This is a genomic window from Symbiopectobacterium purcellii, from assembly GCF_019797845.1.
Taxonomy (GTDB): Bacteria; Pseudomonadota; Gammaproteobacteria; order Enterobacterales; family Enterobacteriaceae; genus Symbiopectobacterium; species Symbiopectobacterium purcellii.
The window spans coordinates 3,054,420-3,073,301 of the sequence record NZ_CP081864.1; the positions used below are offsets into that span (position 1 = coordinate 3,054,420).

At 52.9% G+C, this 18,882-nt stretch carries 11 protein-coding genes, 1 tRNA gene and 1 pseudogene; 8 read left to right on the forward strand and 5 right to left on the reverse strand.

Annotation, left to right across the window (positions count from 1 at the left end):
* Window positions 1–9: 9 nt before the first annotated feature.
* A complete protein-coding gene (locus tag K6K13_RS14430) occupies window positions 10–1,572 on the reverse strand; it encodes a pectate lyase family protein (RefSeq protein WP_222157620.1) in 1,563 nt (520 codons plus the stop codon).
* 619 nt (window positions 1,573–2,191) lie between these two features.
* Between K6K13_RS14430 and gspB the strand changes: the two genes are divergently transcribed.
* Entirely contained in the window at window positions 2,192–2,680 is a 489-nt protein-coding gene (gene gspB / locus K6K13_RS14435; protein ID WP_222161110.1) for a type II secretion system assembly factor GspB, read from the forward strand.
* A 26-nt stretch (window positions 2,681–2,706) separates the two neighbouring features.
* Here gspB and gspS read toward each other — a convergent pair whose 3' ends face one another.
* Both gspS and alaC read right to left on the reverse strand, forming a co-directional pair.
* A complete protein-coding gene (gene gspS / locus K6K13_RS14440; RefSeq protein WP_222157621.1) occupies window positions 2,707–3,108 on the reverse strand; it encodes a type II secretion system pilot lipoprotein GspS in 402 nt (133 codons plus the stop codon).
* Window positions 3,109–3,275: 167 nt separating this feature from the next.
* The gene (alaC, locus tag K6K13_RS14445; protein ID WP_222157622.1) at window positions 3,276–4,502 is read right to left on the reverse strand and encodes an alanine transaminase; all 1,227 of its coding nucleotides are present in this window, start codon (window positions 4,500–4,502) and stop codon (window positions 3,276–3,278) included.
* A gap of 673 nt (window positions 4,503–5,175) precedes the next feature.
* On the opposite strand from alaC, the gene dgcN reads away from it, so the two are divergent.
* From dgcN to K6K13_RS14460, 3 genes are all read left to right on the forward strand, one after another.
* Entirely contained in the window at window positions 5,176–6,177 is a 1,002-nt protein-coding gene (dgcN, locus tag K6K13_RS14450) for an N-acetyltransferase DgcN (RefSeq protein WP_222157623.1), read from the forward strand.
* Complete coding sequence (dgcA, locus tag K6K13_RS14455) at window positions 6,174–7,154, forward strand: N-acetyl-D-Glu racemase DgcA (protein WP_222157624.1); 981 nt, start codon at window positions 6,174–6,176, stop codon at window positions 7,152–7,154. The genes dgcN and dgcA overlap by 4 nt, the downstream gene beginning before the upstream one ends.
* 69 nt (window positions 7,155–7,223) lie before the next feature.
* Complete coding sequence (locus K6K13_RS14460) at window positions 7,224–8,084, forward strand: D-amino-acid transaminase (RefSeq protein ID WP_222157625.1); 861 nt, start codon at window positions 7,224–7,226, stop codon at window positions 8,082–8,084.
* Between the two features lie 72 nt (window positions 8,085–8,156).
* On the opposite strand, the gene K6K13_RS14465 is transcribed toward K6K13_RS14460, so the two are convergent.
* Window positions 8,157–10,595, reverse strand: a complete 2,439-nt coding sequence (locus K6K13_RS14465; protein WP_222161111.1) for a DUF3772 domain-containing protein — start codon at window positions 10,593–10,595, stop codon at window positions 8,157–8,159.
* Between the two features lie 876 nt (window positions 10,596–11,471).
* On the opposite strand from K6K13_RS14465, the gene K6K13_RS14470 reads away from it, so the two are divergent.
* The 4 genes and pseudogenes from K6K13_RS14470 (at window position 11,472) to K6K13_RS14490 (ending at window position 18,422) form a co-directional block, all read left to right on the forward strand.
* Window positions 11,472–11,657, forward strand: coding sequence for a hypothetical protein (locus K6K13_RS14470; protein WP_222157626.1), 186 nt, complete (start codon window positions 11,472–11,474; stop codon window positions 11,655–11,657).
* A gap of 293 nt (window positions 11,658–11,950) precedes the next feature.
* A pseudogene (locus K6K13_RS14475) lies at window positions 11,951–17,893 on the forward strand (autotransporter-associated beta strand repeat-containing protein).
* Window positions 17,894–18,083: 190 nt separating this feature from the next.
* Window positions 18,084–18,160, forward strand: a tRNA-Arg gene (locus K6K13_RS14485).
* 55 nt (window positions 18,161–18,215) lie between these two features.
* A complete protein-coding gene (locus K6K13_RS14490) occupies window positions 18,216–18,422 on the forward strand; it encodes a hypothetical protein (RefSeq protein ID WP_222157629.1) in 207 nt (68 codons plus the stop codon).
* Window positions 18,423–18,624: 202 nt separating this feature from the next.
* On the opposite strand, the gene K6K13_RS14495 is transcribed toward K6K13_RS14490, so the two are convergent.
* A complete protein-coding gene (locus K6K13_RS14495; protein ID WP_222161112.1) occupies window positions 18,625–18,852 on the reverse strand; it encodes a YdgH/BhsA/McbA-like domain containing protein in 228 nt (75 codons plus the stop codon).
* Between the last annotated feature and the right edge of the window lie 30 nt (window positions 18,853–18,882).

Sequence of the window (18,882 nt, forward strand, 5' to 3'; positions counted from 1 at the left end):
GGCAAATAATCAGTCAGGCAGCGATATTGACAATTTTCCTGCGCCCGCATTTTCCAAAACATACTTTTCAACGGCTGCGATAGATTTACCCACGGCATAGGTATAAGGCGGTTCCCAATCAATATCATTGGTACAGGTTTCCAACGCCCAGTTTCCTGGTGCTTTGTTTGCACTCTCCGCAGCGGCTTTTTCTTCTTCTTGCAATGCTGTGCATTTTTCAATGGCTATCTGGTTCAAGTTTTTGGCCTGTGCGCCATTAAACCAGGAGCCGTTATCTTTAAATTTGCTGCCTTTATAGGCACCAATAATGGTACTTTCCTCTGCACCCGCACCTTGGAAATTAAACACATTTCCTTCGGATAAAATAGAAGAGGCAAACCCCATACCGATGGAATAAAGAATGGGATAATCCGCATCGGTGGCGCCACGGTGGTAGTTATTCACCAGGTGCACCTGACCAAAACGCACGCGCGGTGCGCGCTGAGTTAAGTTGCTCCACAGGTTACCTTCAAAGGTAATGCGGTATTCACCCTCATCGCTGTCACCTGAACCGATAATGGTAGTTTTATCGTGCTCTTCGAAAACGTTATAGGATATGGTCAGGTAATCCGCGCCATCTTCGATATCCAGCAAACCATCATGACGTTGAATGTGTTTACCAAACAGCACCTGCTCTTTGCTGTCTGGGTGCTCACCGTCGGTAAAGGTACAGTGATCGATCCAGACATTTTTACTGGCATTGATAGAGACCGCATCGTAACGCGCATTCCAGTTTCCTGATGCGCCATCACCGGCATCCCAGGCGGGTGCAAAGTCACGCGGGGCCTGGAAGGTAATGTTGCGAATAATGATGTTGCTGTTATCCGTCTTGTTGAAGGTATGGCTCAGGGTATTGATTGACAGATACCCCTCTTCCAGCCTCGCATCTTGTCCCACGTCCAAAATGGTGGTATTGGGCGGCACTTGGAACTGGATCTGCGCTTTCTGGTTATTGGCATACTGCGAGCGCTGACCGTTCTGTTTTTTCAGCAGCGTAAGTTCGGTCTGCGCCGTTGTCGCTTCTGCGCCACCGGCATCAATTGTCGCTTGCAACTGCGCCAGATAATCCTTATCAAACGCCTTCACATACAGGTCAAAATCAAAGGTGGTTTTATTGGGTTTGGTTTTATAGTAGGTGGCGTCCGCATAAGTGCCATTGCCTAAATCATCGCCACGGATGGTGCCAACCCAATAGATAATTTTTGGCTCAAGCTTGGCAGTCAGCTCCGCCGTGGCATCCCCGGCAAGGTAATTGGGACTGCGCACATTGCTTAACGCATCTTTTAATTCCTGGCGAGAACTCACAACGTAAATACTTTCAGCCCGCGCCCCTTCTCCACCGGTTGTGGCTGCTGCCGTACCATCCACATCCTTATACTGCGCGGTCCAACCAAACGGGGCGGTTTTAACCGGTAGCGTGTCATCAGTCAGTTCGGTATGCGATGAGCTGTTATCGCATCCGGATAAGAATAAAGACGACAAGGCAACACAAAGTACGCTATAGCGGAAACGCCGACTATTTTTGACTAACATAAAGTTTTATCCCTCAGTATTGTGACAAAAAAAGACAACATAATGTCCTGCGGCTTTTTTTCACCGCATATAAAAATTACTCTTTAGATTCTTTGATATATTTTTATTATTTAGACAAAAAAACACCCTGACCAAGGGTAACCATGGCTTGTGGTTGTTAAATTTTATTTAACGTAAAAATTACTTACATTTTTACATGCAAATTTTTCACATCTTTTATTGACCGCCATGTCGCACGTAACACAAAAGAAACGATATACCTTTATTAATAAAACTCCATTTCATTAGTGAGGTTATTAAAGCATATCTACGCCTTTTTTTTGAGACTAAGCTCAAGGTTTCATTAGTAGTGCAAAGGTAGATTATGACTTTTTCATGAAATCAAATTGCCGTCACAGAACCATCAGGTAAAAGCATTTAGCGCTGTTCATTTGCCATAAAATCGGGCATGTAAAGAGGCCCTCAATACATACGTGTTTTGCATGCGGCCTTTGTCGCCCTCCTCGCCCCTAACCTGACGCACAGTGGCACATGTTGAATGTAATAAGGAAAATCCCGCGTGGAACCGATAGCTCCCTCTCGCCTTTCGCCACATCTTCCCCTGACAGCAACCTATGCGATGCCGGGGTATCTGTTGGTGACCTATGCGCTACTGCTGCTATCATTGGGGTGGTTTGCTCACCAACGTTGGATAGAAAGGCCCGCGCGCGTTATGGCATCGACGACAAACGCAGCACAACCGCACAACGAAGCCCCACCGAGCGAGAATATGCCGCCATTGACACAAGCCGTTCCCGCAAGCCCGCCGACAGCACCGAAGGCCGATCCGTCACCGTCCCCAGCAGCTGCCCCAAAACCGGCTAAAGTTGAAAAGGGACAAGTGCCACCGCTGACTTATAGCGCGCATGTGTTCACCTCAGACCCGTCGCGACGCAGCGTGACGCTCAACGGCGTGCGTTATCAAGAGGGAGAGAGTCCAATGGAAGGGTTGGTGATCGAACAGATTCAGCAGGACGTCACACTCTTCGATGCCAACGGAGAGATTTTCATTCTGGATGCGCTTTCGGACTGGCCTGGCGGTGATATCAAAGAGGTGGGCGCGGAGTAGCGCCCGGCGACATCATACGAGACGTATTACCTGAAATCTTTTCTGATGAAATCAATAAACGGGGCCAGTGAGCGGTTGAACTCTGAACACTGCGCCTCTTTCGACGTACCATCCTGTAATAACCCTTGATACAGGTTTTCGCTACGCGAGGCCAATTGAGGGAAATGGGCGGTGTTCCACCCTTTTTGCTGCGCCACGGCCAGGGCGGCGCGTTGGAGCGTGCCGTCATCGGGGAAATCGCTGCGATTGCATTGGGATTTCAAATAACGGCTTGCCGCTACCAACGACGCAATCTGATTCAGTTGCTCGGCAGCACTGACCGAAGACACTGACGATGCCGGCGTAATGGAGCGCGTCGGTGCCAGGCAACCGACCAGCGTAATGCACAACAAGGTGACTGCTGAAAACGTCAACAAAGGGGACCGCATGACTACTCTCATCTTTTGTTGTAATGAAAACCGGAGAAGGAGTGTAGCAAAACCACCCGCGCGATGGCGTAACGCCAAACCCACTTTGCTCACAAAATGAAAAAAAAGAGACGGGGTGCATAACGGCAGCTCCCCGGTGGGCACCGGGGAGCAAGCGGTGCTGACAATCAGGCTACCGATGATTTTCCGGCAGAAAGAAGCCCATCAGCGCGGAACATAGCCTTGATACCGCGTACCGCCTGACGAATACGATCCTGATTTTCAATCAACGCGAAGCGCACATGCGTATCGCCGTAATCACCAAAACCGATGCCGGGAGACACACACACTTTTGCTTCGGCCAACAACCGTTTGGCAAATTCCAATGAACCCAGATGCGCATAAGGTTCAGGGATTTTCGCCCAAACGTACATGGAGGCTTTGGGTTCATCCACCATCCATCCCGCTTCATGCAGCCCTTTCACCAATACGTTACGGCGTTGACGATATTGCTCGGCAATATCGCGCACGCACTGCTGATCGCCTTCAAGGGCTGCAATGGCGGCGACTTGCAGCGGGGTAAAGGTGCCGTAGTCGTGATAACTTTTGATGCGCGCCAGCGCATTGACCAACTCTTTATTGCCCACCATAAAGCCGATGCGCCACCCGGCCATGTTGTAACTTTTGGACAAGGTAAAGAATTCGACGGCAATATCCTTCGCGCCCGGAACTTGCATGATCGACGGTGCTTTCCAGCCATCGTACACGATGTCGGCATAAGCCAAATCGTGTATGACCAGCACGTTGTACTGCTTCGCCAGCGCAACAACGCGCTCGAAGAAATCCAGCTCAACGCACTGCGCCGTTGGGTTCGAGGGGAAGCCCAGAATCATCATTTTGGGTTTGGGAATACTTTCGCGGATGGCCCTTTCCAGTTCGTTGAAGAAATCAACGCCCTCCACCAGCGGCACAGAACGCACCTGTGCACCCGCGATCACCGCACCGTAGATATGAATGGGATAGCTGGGGTTCGGCACTAATACGGTGTCACCGTGATCCAGCGTTGCCAGCATCAGGTGTGCCACCCCTTCTTTGGAGCCAATCGTGACGATGGCTTCACTTTCCGGATCGATCTCGACGCCATAGCGTTCGTCATACCAACGCGAAATGGCCCGACGCAAACGCGGAATGCCGCGTGAAGTGGAATAGCCGTGAGTATCATCCCGCTGCGCGACCGTACACAGTTTCTCGACGATGTGAGGCGGTGTCGGCCCATCCGGGTTACCCATACTGAAGTCAATGATGTCCTCGCCACGACGGCGGGCAGCCATTTTCAATTCAGCGGTAATGTTAAATACATACGGGGGAAGACGATCGATGCGCGTAAAACGACGCGGAGAATTTGAATCAGCCATAACATCCTCAGGATACGTGAGCGCCCGGACCGTCCGAGCGACGCTTAGCTCTTGTGAGCTAATTGTTACGCTATCGTAGAAATTGTTGGCTGTCGAGAGTGCGAACAAGAAAAATTTACACTGAGGGCGCTTATCGCCAAATTTTATGCTGACATTTGCCATCACCTTTCACGGTTCAGCATATTATTTCAATAACACTAGAGCAACTTTGCATTACTTTTTCTTGTTTTCAATGCGATGGTATGAGTAACGTGAATAAGGCTCAAACACCCATTGAAAAATAATGACGCATTGCATTATTACTGGGCCCAACTTTATGGCATTGCGCCAAAATGAAGCAGACAGTGAAAAACAAAAAACACTTAAAAAAACAACAAAATAAAAAGAATAAGAAAACAGTATGGCCGTGTGTTTTTATAAAAAACCGAGGAAATAACAAAATAACGCACAACGCACAACGCAGGCTAAAACACCAAATTAAAAAGAAATCAACTCATTCAATCGCCAAAAAAACAGACCACACCATTACATTATGCTAAAAACACCGCCATATTGACAATAAAAAGCCAATGAATATTATCAAAGGTAATCAGCTGTTATCCAGATAACAATCACTGACGCGCCTGATAGCGATTTATCATTTATTACGTCAAAAATTTAATGAGGAAAAATAATGGATATCAAAAAGCCCTATTTGCTTTTTCTTGGTGATGCGCACGATCAGTTAGCCGCCAAGGTCGCTATCGGCATCAAGCAGTGGCACCCCGAATATTGCGTGGGCCAATACCGTATGGCGGATTGTCACGCAGATTGCGGCCTGCCGGATCTGGATATCCCAGCAGAACGGGCCGCCGGAGCACAAACCCTGGTGATTGGCGTGGCTAACCGGGGCGGCATTATTTCTCAACAGTGGATCGCCATTTTACGTGAAGCCCTGGAAAGCGGCATGGACCTCGCCGCCGGGTTGCACAACAAACTCGCTGACGTGCCGGAATTGCGCGAACTGGCGGCAAAACTGGGGCGTTCCCTGTTTGACGTGCGCCATCCAACGGAAACCTACCCAGTGGCAAACGGCCGCAAGCGCAGCGGCAAACGCCTGTTGCCCGTCGGCACCGATTGCTCCTGTGGTAAAATGTACACGGCGCTGGCTATCGAAAAAGAGATTCTGGCAAGCGGCGTCAAGGCGACGTTCCGCGCGACCGGCCAGACCGGTATTCTGATCAGCGGTGCAGGTGTCAGTATTGATGCCGTGGTTTCTGACTTTATCGCCGGGGCCGTTGAAGTGTTGGCTCCCGCCAATGATGCGGATCACTGGGATGTGATTGAAGGCCAAGGCTCATTGTTCCACCCATCCTTTGCAGGCGTGACCACCGGGATTATTCACGGTGCACAACCGGATGCGCTGGTACTGTGTCATGAACCAACACGCAAAACCATGCGTGGCGTTGACTACCCGATCCCCGATCTGGCGGCCTGCATGGCACTCAACCTGTCGATGGCGCGGCTGACCAACCCTGATGCCCGGTTTGTTGGCATCTCGGTGAATACTTCCGCTCTGGATGAAGACGCCGCCCTCTCTCTGTTGGCAACCATTGAAGCCGAATTCGGCCTGCCGGCGGTTGATCCGGTGCGCCACGGTGTGGGCCGTATCGTTGAAGCATTGGCCAGCCTATGACCGAACTTACCTTATCTCGTGAAAGCTGGCCGCTGCGTGAAGTGTTTACCATTTCACGCGGTAGCAAAAGGCAGGCCGATGTGGTGGTTGCCGCCCTCAGGGCCGGTGATATTACCGGCTATGGTGAATGCCTGCCCTACGCGCGTTACGGCGAGTCAGTCGACAGTGTCACAGAGCAAATCGCGTCGCTTGAGAGCGACTTGCGCAACGGGCTGGACAGACTCACACTGCAATCCCGTTTGCCTGCGGGAGCCGCGCGCAACGCGCTCGACTGCGCCCTGTGGGATTTGGAGTGCAAGCTCTATCGTCAGCGCATCTGGCAACGGCTCACTCTGCCGGTACCACACACGCTGGAAACCGCCTATACCCTGTCACTGGACACACCCGAACACATGCGTCATGCGGCAGAGAAGCAGGCACACCGTCCGTTGCTGAAACTGAAGCTGGCCGATCAACACGATCTGGAACGGGTCGCCGCCGTACGTGCAGGAGCTCCCTCCGCGCGCCTGATCGTGGATGCCAACGAAGGGTGGGATGAAGCACTTTATACCCGTCTGGTACCGGAGCTGGTCAAACTGGGGGTTACCATGATTGAGCAGCCGATGCCCGCCGGAAAAGATGAGGCGCTGGCATCCTTGCCACGTCCCATCCCGATTTGTGCCGATGAGTCCTGTCACGACAGTCATTCACTGGCCGGACTGGTGGGTCGTTACGACATGGTTAACATCAAACTCGACAAAACCGGTGGCCTAACCGAAGCGCTGCGGCTGCGTGATGAAGCAGTCAAGCATGGCCTAAAAATTATGGTAGGCTGCATGGTCAGTACATCGTTGGCGATGGCACCTGCGTTTATCGTGGCGCAGGGGGCTGATGTGGTGGATTTGGATGGCCCACTGTTGCTGCAACGCGATCGCGATAACGGGCTGGAATACCAAGGCAGCATCATCAACCCGCCTTCAGCCGCGCTGTGGGGCTAGTGCTGATTCGCGTGTGGTCTGGCACGCACGTTTATTGTCAGGCCATTTACCTTCTTTAGGAGTGTTGTAATGCAACGTATTGTGTATGTTGACGGTCAGTATGTAGAAGAGCAGGACGCCAAGGTTTCCGTTTTTGACCGCGGTTTTTTGTTCGCCGACGCCGTCTACGAAGTGACTGCGGTCATCAATGGGAAGCTGGCTGAATATGACGGCCACATCACGCGCTTGCAGCTTTCCTGCCGTGAACTCGCACTGCAACTGCCGGTCTCTATTGAGGAGTTGAAAAAGATCCATTTGGCGCTGATCGATAAAAATCAGCTGCACGAAGGAGCTATCTATTTACAACTCAGCCGTGGCAACGCGGGCGATCGCGATTTTCACTTTCCCGGTGCGGAAGTGAAATCCACACTGGTGCTGTTTACTCAGGCACGCGCGGTTATCGATAATCCGAAAGCGGAAACCGGCTTGCACGTAGTGACCTGCCCGGACATTCGCTGGCACCGCCGTGATATCAAGACCGTCAGCCTGCTGGCGGCCTGTTTGGCAAAAGAAGTGGCCCACAGCAAAGGCGCAGATGATGCGTTTCTGGTGGAAAACGGGTTTATCACCGAAGGCAGCTCCTGCAACTGCTATATCGTGCTGGCCGATAACACCGTGGTAACGCGCCAACTGAGCAATGACATTTTGCACGGCATTACCCGTCAGTCACTGCTTGAACTCGCCGCCAAGGACAATATCACTCTGGAAGAGCGTCCGTTCACACCGGAAGAGGCCTACCACGCCAGCGAGATTTTCCTCAGTTCAGCCACCACCTTTGTACTGCCGGTGGTTTCACTGGACGGCAAAACCATCGGCACCGGTAAGCCCGGCCCGATTGCCAAACGACTGCGTGAAATCTATATCGCGCGGGTGAAAGCACAGGTCGAATAACAGCGCTCTAGCGGCTTGTTTCAGGCTAGTCCGCAAAACGCCCATCACGGTTTTCCACGATGGGCGTTTTTGTTATTCCGGTAGCAAGGTGGCGTCCGAGGCGTTTTCCAGCACCATCTTTTGCGGAGAGGCCAGAGGAATGCTGGCAGTGCGCAGCCGCTTGATAATCTCAAACAACAAATCGCTTTTTGCCCCTGAGACCATGCGAGGGCTGGGAACATAACCGGTCACACTCAGCACCATCCCCGTCGGTGTAAGCTGGCTAAAGGTTACCGAAGGCGCAGGCGTTTCCAAAATGGACTCATGATCGCCATAAGCGTTGAGCAGGATCTCCCGAATGATTTCAGGATCGGCATCCAGAGGGAAGGTTAACGCCAGCGTTGCCACCCCCATCGCATTACCCATGGTAATATTGCGCACGTTTTGCGAGATGAACTGCGAATTCGGCACGATGACCGTAGAGCGATCGCCAAGTTGAATCTCGGTCGCGCGCACGTTGATACGCCGGATATCCCCTTCAACACCGCTGATATTAACCAAATCCCCGACTTTAACTGGACGTTCGGTGAGCAAAATCAGCCCGGAGATAAAGTTTTTAACGATCTCCTGCAGACCAAAACCGATCCCGACCGACAGGGCGCTGACAATCCACGCCAGCTTGTTCCACTGGATCCCCAACGCCGCCAGCGTCAACAGAATAAGCAGGATATAACCGATATTGGTAAACAGGGTGACCAGCGAAGCGCGAATCCCCTTTTCCAGCGTGGTCTTGGGCAGAAAATCATCTTCTAACCAACGCCGGGATGAGCGCAAAACATAGATACCAATCACCAGACATGCGGCGGCATTCACCAGATTAGCCGGCACGATGCTTAGCGATTCCAGCCCTTTTCCGCCCCAGATCTCCACCGATTTTTGCAACAACTCGATCGGTGTCGTGGTGCCAAAGGTGCCGTTTAGCAACGCCACCGCCCCCATCAGAATCAGAAAGACTTTCCCGCACACCGACGCCAGAGAAGTCGCCTGTGCCAGATGCCGATCGTCCAAATTGAGAGAGCGTTTAATACGACGTCCGCTGGCAGTATTGGGCGAAAAAATGCTTTCACTGAGATCGGTCACCAGGGTTATCAGCAGATACAGGCAGGAAAGCACCATCCCCACCCATATCAACTCATAAATCAAAAAACGCGCCAATGAGATATAGCCAATCGCCAATGAAATCAGCACGGCAATCGCCGTCAGCAAGGTAGCCAAATGCACCAACCCTGACAGTGTGGAGCGCGCTTCCGGCTGTTCCCCCGCTTCTACCATCTGCCGTCGCACCTGATTGCTGCGCAGCGCAATGGCCCCCACCGTTAATGCCAGCGCCAATGCAGACAGCCCGTTCCCAACGATAGTGACAGCAACGGAGGTGCCCACCGTGGTGTTAAGCTGTTCAAGCATGCCAAACACAAACATCAGACTGGCGGCAATAATCGGGAACGGGTCCATCGCTTTGGCAACCGGGTTAGCTATAGCAGGCAAGCGCCAGGATGGACGATGGTTGGAAAGAAACGCCCGCCCCAGCCCGGCAATCATGGCGCTAAACACGGCCAGCCGTACCAGATTATCCAGAAAACTCTCGATAGTGGCTGGCACATCGCCAGGGCGCGCTAGCGTATAGTCAAGCAGGTTTGCGGCAAGCCCGATGGTCGCGACGGAAGAGAGTACGGTCGCAGAAGCGAGGAAACTGCGGCGTAGCCGCCCTTCCGGCAGCCAACGGATCCCGGCACGTGCCAGATATTTTTCCAGTAGCCGTTGGCCCACCGTGGCTAACGCCAGCGCCAACAGCGGATAAAACAACGTTCCATACCGCCAGTCCGGCTCCCAGGTTGCACTCAACGTATCACTGAGCTGCGCCTGAAACTGCGTCAACCGCTTTTCATCCTCAGCCTGAGACGCCAACAGAGGGGACCAGAAACTCGCCCCCAGAATGCTGCCCGAGTTAAGTGCCAGTTGCGTTTTTAACGCATTGCGACGCAGCGTAACTATCTGCGCCGAGAGATTGAGGGCACCCGTTCTGATGGCCTGAATCTGTTCCAGCTGCGCGTCCAGTTTGGTTTTTTGCACACTCAAACTGGCACGTTTACGCGTAACTTCGCTGGTTTCCGTTATCGCTGCCCCCTGCTCTGGCGCAGGCCCCAGCACATCGACTTGCGCCTGGAGCTGTGCCTGAAGCGGCGCCAACGCAGTTGCGAGATCGTTGGTGTTGCCGATCAACTGCTGCACAGCGTCATTCAATTCGCCGTATTTACTGTCGCTGGCGGCATTTGAGACCTGCTGCTTGATGCCATCCAACTGCTTTTGCAATTTGGCGACTTCACTGTCTACATTGATTTTTGCGGCAGCAGTCACATCCGCAGGCGTGGTGTTATCAGCAGCCGTAGCCGGTAACGAGGCGCAAAACAGAGCAAATAATGCGGCAAACAGGACGGGAAGCCACACCTGCACAGCGCGTTGAGGCACTCGCATCAAAAGGTTTCGTTGCATCAATAGGGCTCTTCTCTTGGCAATTGTCAGACCTGCATGTGCTTAATACACAATAGATTGCCTTTGTACGCAAGGGGGATGTGTCAGTACTGTAACGCCATATAGGCTGTCAGATAAAATGGCGGCAGTCGATATCAAGGACTTTAGGTTGATTCTCAGAAAAGAACCTAAAAGAAGGAAATGACATATTAGCTTTGGTTAATTACGTGACATCAAATGACACTTATAAATAAAAATCAAATTTAAGAATTTGACTACAATGAAAATACATTGCACTGAATCATAATAAAAAGAAACCGTTTGCATTCACCTGCATCAACATCGCTGGCTAACACTGGCCAGCATTGCCATTAGAAATCAACGTTAACTTCATTGACCGCATATAACAGAGAAACTCACTTACACATTGATTATCGCTGAAAAACATATATTACAAGTCACAGACACAGAGGCCAGTAATGAAAAAAAATACGGCTCACCTCACATTAAAACTTATATCTAAACGGAAATACCGTTCTAACACATTTAATAAAGAAACACTGAAAAAAAAAGTATTCCTTCTATTAACTGGGGTTCTTTATACCATAATCCCCCCCGTATTCGCTGATGGAAATGGGGGAAACAGTGGCTACAATTCGAATGACCAATTTGGCATAAACGGTGGTGCTGGCGGCGGTGGCGGAAGCGGTGGGCTCGGCTCCCCTGAAGTTTCTTCTGGAAATGATGGTAGCAATATTCGAGGAGGAAATGGCAGCAATGGTAACGCGGTGTCAGGGGGTACAGCAGGTAATGGAGGTATAGGCGGAAATTCAGGAACCGCGTCGTCTCCAATAGGTGTTTCGGGTTCAAATGGAGGTGATGCAGTATGTAACAGTTGTACACAAGGAAATGGCGGCGGCGGAATTGGTTTTCAGGGAAATTTATCTTCTGTCTCATCTGCCATTATCGGTGGCAATGGGGGTAACGGTGGCAATGTTACTTCTGCAAGCGCAGCGGGCGCTGACGGCGGTGGCACGGGAGCCGTGCTCTCTGGTGGAACAATGAGCACCGTGGCCAATATTACGGGTGGCTCAGGCGGAAATGGGGGGTCAGCAGATGGAATTGGTGGTGCAGCCTATGGAGGTGAAGGGGGATCTGCTATTCGCGCGCAAAACGTTATCCTCAACATAGGAAATCACCTTATTACTGGAGGCAACGGTGGTAGAGGGGGCAGTAGTGGTGGTTCAACACTTATCCGTGGAAGATATGGAGCGAACGGAGGAGCAGGCATTTACGGTGACAATAGCACTATAACTAATCGTGGAACAATTTCTGGTGGTAATGCCGGGAGTACTGGCATGTATGCTTCTGGGACTTCCCCACGCGGAGGATACGGCATTCCCGGAAAGAACCTCAATATTATTAATAATAACACCATCCAAGGCGGTTTTAATTCAGACGGTACAACTCGGGCAAACGCCATTTATTTCACCGAGGGGAACAACAGCCTGGAGTTGCAATATAATTGGCTTTTTAATGGTAATATCTCTGCAAATTCAGGTACCACTAACAAATTCATATTAGGGGGGGCGACCAGCAACCTGACGAGCAACACCTCTGGGACTCAGCGCTCGACCCTCTTTGATGTCTCGCAATTCGGCAACAAATTCCAAAACTTCTCCAGCTTTTATAAAACCGACTCAAGTACCTGGAGACTGATTAACACCACCACCGCTAACACACCCTGGACGCTGGTGGCAGGTATCTTGCAGATTGCCTCAGAGGGCGCGCTGGGTAGTACAGCAGGCACCTTGACGCTTGATGGCGGTACGCTGCAATTCATCAGTAACGCCACCTTGTCGGCAGCACGCGCCGTGAATATCACTGACGCCGACAGTATTCTTGATACCCAGAGTAACGCGGTGACCATCAACAGTACTATCACGGGCAATTCCCTTACCAAACAGGGCCTTGGCATGCTGACGCTTACCGGCGCCAATACCTACAATGGCACCGCCATCGATCAGGGCACCCTGGAGGTCAGCGGCAGCGCGGGTTCAATCAGCGGCAATACGTCTGTTGCCAATAATGCATTACTTTCTTTCAACCGTTCCGGCACGCTGACCTATGGTGGTGTGATTTCAGGTGATGGTGCGCTGCGTAACCTCGGCTCAGGCACTGTCATACTGACAGGCAATAGCACCTATACGGGCGGCACAACGCTCTCGAACGGTACGTTGCAATTGGGTAACGGCACAACATCCGGCGCCATCGTCGGCAATATCACCAATAATGCAACGCTGGCGTTTAACCGCAGCAACGCGATTGACTACAGCGATATTATTTCCGGAAGCGGTGCACTCATCCAAAGTGGTAGCGGGGTGACCACGCTCAGTGCCAACAATAGCTACAGTGGCACCACGTCAGTGAGTAATGGCAGCCTGTACATCAACGGCGATCAGACCAGTGCCACCGGAACAACCACCGTCAGCAACGGCGCAATGCTGGGCGGCAATGGCACTGTCGGCGGCGCTGTCACCGTGGCGAATGGCGGTATCTTATCCCCCGGTGCGGCCTCTGGCCATGTCGGAACCCTGACCATTAACGGCAACCTGACGCTTAACAACACCTCGGTACTTAACTACACCCTGGGTGAAGTCGGTGTCATCAACGGCAGTAACAACGATTTGACCGTGGTTAACGGCAATCTCACGCTGGACGGCATACTTAACGTTACCGAAAGCGCCCCCGGTGCGTTTACTCCCGGTCTCTATCGCCTTATCGATTACAGCGGGACATTAACCAATAACCAATTGAGTCTCGGAAGTCTCCCTGAAACGAGTGGCATGTTTATTCAGACATCCGTTGCCAATCAGGTTAATTTGATCAATAGCGCAGGGCTCACACTGAATTTTTGGGACGGTGGCGCACTGGCCAATAAAAACGACGGCATGGTTAATGGCGGAAACGGCATCTGGCAGGCGTCCACACCGGCCAGTAACGATAACTGGACCCTCGACGCAGGCACGATTAACACGCCCTGGAGCAATGCGGCGTTTGCCATCTTCACCGCTGACCCCGGCACTGTCACCATTGATAACAGTGAAGGACAGGTTATCGCCGTGGGCATGCAGTTTGCCTCAGACGGTTATACCCTCAATGGCGCGGCGCTAACGCTGGTTGAAAGCGAAGCCGGTTCAGGAGAAACCCTTGTTGAGGTCGGCGACCATACCTCAGACGGTGCCGGTTATGTTGCCACCATTGACGCGCTGTTACAGGGCACCACCACGCTGGTGAAGGGCGATCTGGGCACCTTGGTATTAAACGGACTCAATACCTATTCCGGCGGCACGGCGATCGAAGGCGGGACACTGCAGGTCAGCACCGACAGCAATCTTGGTAACCTGGCAGGCAGCCTTGGCATGAACACCGGCACCCTCGCCACCACGGGCAGCTTCTCCTCGGCGCGTGCCGTCACTCTGGGTCCTGGCGGTGGCACATTTGCGGTAGCCCCCACGACGACACTGATAATGAATGGCGCTATCGGCGGCTCAGGCTCGCTCACCAAGACGGGAAGCGGCACGTTGACGCTGGCGGGCGCAAACAACTATACCGGTCAAACCGACATTTTGAACGGCACGCTACAGCTGGGTAACGGTCTTGGCACTGGCGCCATCACCAGTGATGTTGCGATTGGCACCGACGGCGTGCTGGCCTTTAATCGCAATAACAGTCTCTCGTATGGTGGCGTCATTTCGGGTAGTGGCCAGGTGAACCAACGTGGAAGCGGCATCACGGTCCTGACCGGAGAGAACAGTTACACCGGTATCACCACCGTCACAGCCGGCACACTGCAACTGGGCAATAACGGCAGCACGGGCTCGATAGCAAGCGATGTCAATGTGGAGAGTGGTGGCACACTGGCGTTTCAACGCAGCAATTTACTCACCTACGGTGGCCACATCTCCGGTGACGGCGCTCTCTCTCAAACCGGTTCAGGAAACACGGTATTAACCGGTAGTAACGCCTATCTGGGCGCAACCCGCGTTACGGCGGGCGGGCTGTATATCAATGGCGATCAAACCGCAGCCACGGGCATCACCACGGTCAACAGCGGCGCCACACTCGGCGGCACCGGTATTATCGGCGGCGATGTCACCATTGCCGACGGCGCTACCCTGTCCCCCGGCGCGGTGGGTGGGATCATTGATAAACTGACCATCAATGGCAATCTCACATTAAGCAGCGGTTCAATGCTCGATTACCACTTCGGGTTACCTTATGAAGTGGGGGGCCCCCTTAACGACCTGGTGAAGGTCAACGGGGATTTGGTTCTGGATGGAACCATCAACGTTACGGCCACCACCGGAGGCTCCTTTGGTCCCGGTATCTATCGCGTCATTGACTACACCGGTGCCCTGACCAATAACGGTCTGGAGCTCGGGGACATCCCGCCGGGCCGGGTTGAATATGTACAAACCTCGGTGGCGAATCAGGTCAACCTGGTGGATACCACCGGGTTGACGCTGAATATGTGGGACGGCGGCGCGGTGGGTAATAAAAATAACGGTGTAGTCAATGGCGGTAACGGGGTCTGGCAAACCGCTACGGTGGGCAACGACAACTGGACGGTCTCCGATGGCCTATTGAACGCCCCGTGGCAGGCGGGGGCTTTTGCCATTTTTCAGGCAGAAGCCGGTACCGTCAAGGTAGATAACAGCCTGGGTCAGGTGACCTCATCGGGAATGCAGTTTGCCTCTGATAGCTACGTGTTGAATGGCGCGGAGCTGTCACTGGTGGAAACGGAAACCGGCACAGGGCACACCACGGTGCGGGTTGGCAATGGCAGCCTGCCCGGCGCCGCCTACACCGCAACCATCGATGCCCTCTTGCAAGGCGATGTGCAGGTGGTGAAAACCGATCTCGGCACGCTGGTGCTTAACGGTGCCAACACGTATACCGGGGGCACGGCAATCAACGGCGGTACGCTGCGCATCACCAGCGACAGCAATCTTGGTCAGTCCGGTGGGGGGCTCTCGTTTAATGGCGGTACGCTTGCCACCGATGCCATGATGTCCTCGTCACGCGCGACCCTGTTAAATGCCCTCGGCGGTACCATGGATATCGCGCTCGCCTCCCCGTTAACCTTAAGCGGTATTATTTCCGGCGCAGGTGCCCTGACCAAAATCGGTGCCGGTTTGCTCACCCTGACAGGGGAGAACACGTACACCGGAGAGACGGTGCTTACCCAGGGGACAGTACAAATTGGCGACGGCAGCAGCACCGGGTCAATCGTCAGTCATGTGATCAACAATGCGGCGCTGGCGTTTAATCGTAATAACACGCTCGTCTATGATGGGGTTATTTCCGGCACCGGCGTGGTCAACCAGACAGGCACGGGCTCAACGGTGCTGACAGCAAACAGTACCTATACGGGGCTCACCACGATATCCTCAGGGACTCTGCAATTGGGTAATGGTGGAAACACGGGGTCACTCACCAGCAACGTCAACAACAATGGAATACTGGCGTTTGATCGCAGTGACACATTGATTTTCAATCATACCGTGTCCGGTAATGGTCTGGTTGACCAGCGAGGCAGTGGCACCACCGTATTGACAACGGCCAATAACTATCTCGGCGGCACGCTGATTTCCGCAGGCACCTTGCAACTGGGCAACGGCGGCAATACCGGCTCAATCATCGGTGATGTCGATAATGCAGGGACACTTGCCTTTAACCGCAGTGATGATTATTTCTTTGACGGGCTTATTTCTGGCAGCGGTGGCGTACGGCTGTTCGGTACGGGTATCGCCACGCTGACCGCAAACAACACGTACTCAGGTTCAACCGCTGTAGAAGCGGGGACACTGCAAGCCGGCGATCTCAACGTATTCAGCCCGAACTCTATTATTACTGTCGCACAATCCGCCACGCTGGCACTCGATGGGCTCAGTCAGATCATCGCCGGACTCAATAATGCGGGGACGGTAAATATGACCGACGGCAGCGGCCCCAGCGCAGCGCTGACCGTTAAAGGCGATTATGTTGGGAATGGCGGGATCATTGTGGTCAATACGTTGCTCGGCGGGGATACCTCCCCCACCGATCGCCTGATCATTGATGGCGGTAACGCCTCCGGCCATACGTCACTTCTGGTGAAAACAGGGAATAGCCTGGGCGGACTCACCCAGAAGGGCGTTGCCCTGGTACAGACTGAAAATGGCGGTACGACCGGTGCTGACGCTTTTCAACTTGACCCCAACTCCGACGGGTACAACAGTACAGGGATATTGAACGTGGGTGCCTATAATTACCATTTAAAACGCGGTGGCGAGGGTGGCGAGGCGCAGGACTGGTATCTGGTTTCGCTGCTTTCACCGGTGGTTGGCTCATACCTGCAAGAGCGCCAGTCGGCAATGGCGATGCATAGACATACGTTGCGCGACAGACAGTGGCAGGTGCCGGGGCAAGAAGATTCGTATACCTGGCTGCGCATGGAAGGCTCCATGGTTCAACACGACGGAGTGGATAGCCAGGAAACAGAAGACAGGCGCTGGGTGTTACACGGAGGGAGTGACATTGCACGTTTCAGCGACAGGCACGGCGGCAGCATTCGGGTTGGGATGATGGCGCAATACGGCACCAGTTCCGGCAACAGTGAGGATGAAGTCTCACGCTCATCCCACAGCCTTAAAGGCTACAGCGCAGGGCTCTATGGCACCTGGTTTGGCCAGAGCGATCCGCAAACCGGCCCCTATATTGATACCTGGGTGATGCATGGGCGATTTGACAACGACGTGACAGGCCAGGGACAACGTACCGAAAGTTATCGCTCACGCAACACAACGATGTCGATTGAGAGCGGCTATAAATTCAAGATGGCTGAATCCCCCACGGCACGGTATTACCTGGAGCCCCAGGCTGAGATCATTTACTCCCTGTATCGCGCAAAAGATCACACAACGGCCAGTGGGTCGGTAGTATCCGACATGTCTGACAACAGCGCCACCACACGGTTGGGGGTTCGGTTTTATTAAGACAGGCTGAACCGGAATGGCCAAACGTTGATGCAGGGGTTCATAGAAGCCAACTGGTGGCATGGGCCATCATCACAAACAATGCGCATGGATGGCACGACGGTACGGGAACCGATGCCTGCGGATCGGGCTGAATTCAAATTTGGCGTGAAAGGCACGGTGATGCCGAACCTGAGTGTAACGGGCGCGGTCGGGGTAGATACCAATATGTCGTCTTATAAGGCAGGACGGGTTTCACTCGGCGTGAATTATTTCTGGTAACCGCTCGCCGTTATCATCATGGGTAATGATAACGGCTTTAACACATAGCATACTGAATGGTGGGCTCGGCAAAGAAACTGTACAGTGATTCACCGTACGGCAGAAAATCGGGCCCAATTCGTTGACTCACTGAGGCGTGTGGGTATAATCCAGCCCACTGTTGTCAAACGACACAACCGCATCTTGCTATGCGCCCTTAGCTCAGTTGGATAGAGCAACGGCCTTCTAAGCCGTAGGTCACAGGTTCGAGCCCTGTAGGGCGTACCATTTCGACGTAAACAGACGTCAACCGACGTCTTTTTTTATGCCTAAAATTCAGTGAATGAGCTATAAATTCGCTGTTTTCAGCCAACCAGACTCTACCGACATCTACCTACATCAAGTAGGACTTGTTGGTATAGAAGAAGAGCAAGCCGAACGGGAAGCGCTTATCGCCGCTGACCACGAAAAAATGCAGGTCGAATTCACTAGAAGACTGAATGACGTGTGGGGAAATCTTTCCGCAGTAACTGACGGTTATCGGCCTTGATATACTCACAGGGCAGGCATCTCACGCGATTCGCCCCTCGTGATGGCTCTGCGTCGGAGATTCATCAGCGGAATTGGGACAGCAACGGGCTAAACCAATGGTAATGCCGTTTCTGCCTTGGCAAGCGATAGATCAATGACCTTAAAAACAACAAGGGGAGCTTTCGCGCCCCTTGTTGGGTGTTGTGTCAACGATGATGAAATCATTTGTACAGGATCGCAGTGCCACGCAATTGATCGCCACCGGTAGCAGAGACAATCTTGTAAGACGTTGCGCCTGCGGCTTCAGCCTTTGCAGCCACTTGTGCTTCAAAAGCGCCCAGGGTTTCTGCACCACTGACCTGAACGGTTCCCACTTCTTGGGCAGCAAAGCTACCGAAAGAAACCAGGCCAAGAGCAACAACTGCGGCAAATTTTTTGATAACGTTCATGAGGGTAATCCTTCTGTTTGATGTTTGGTT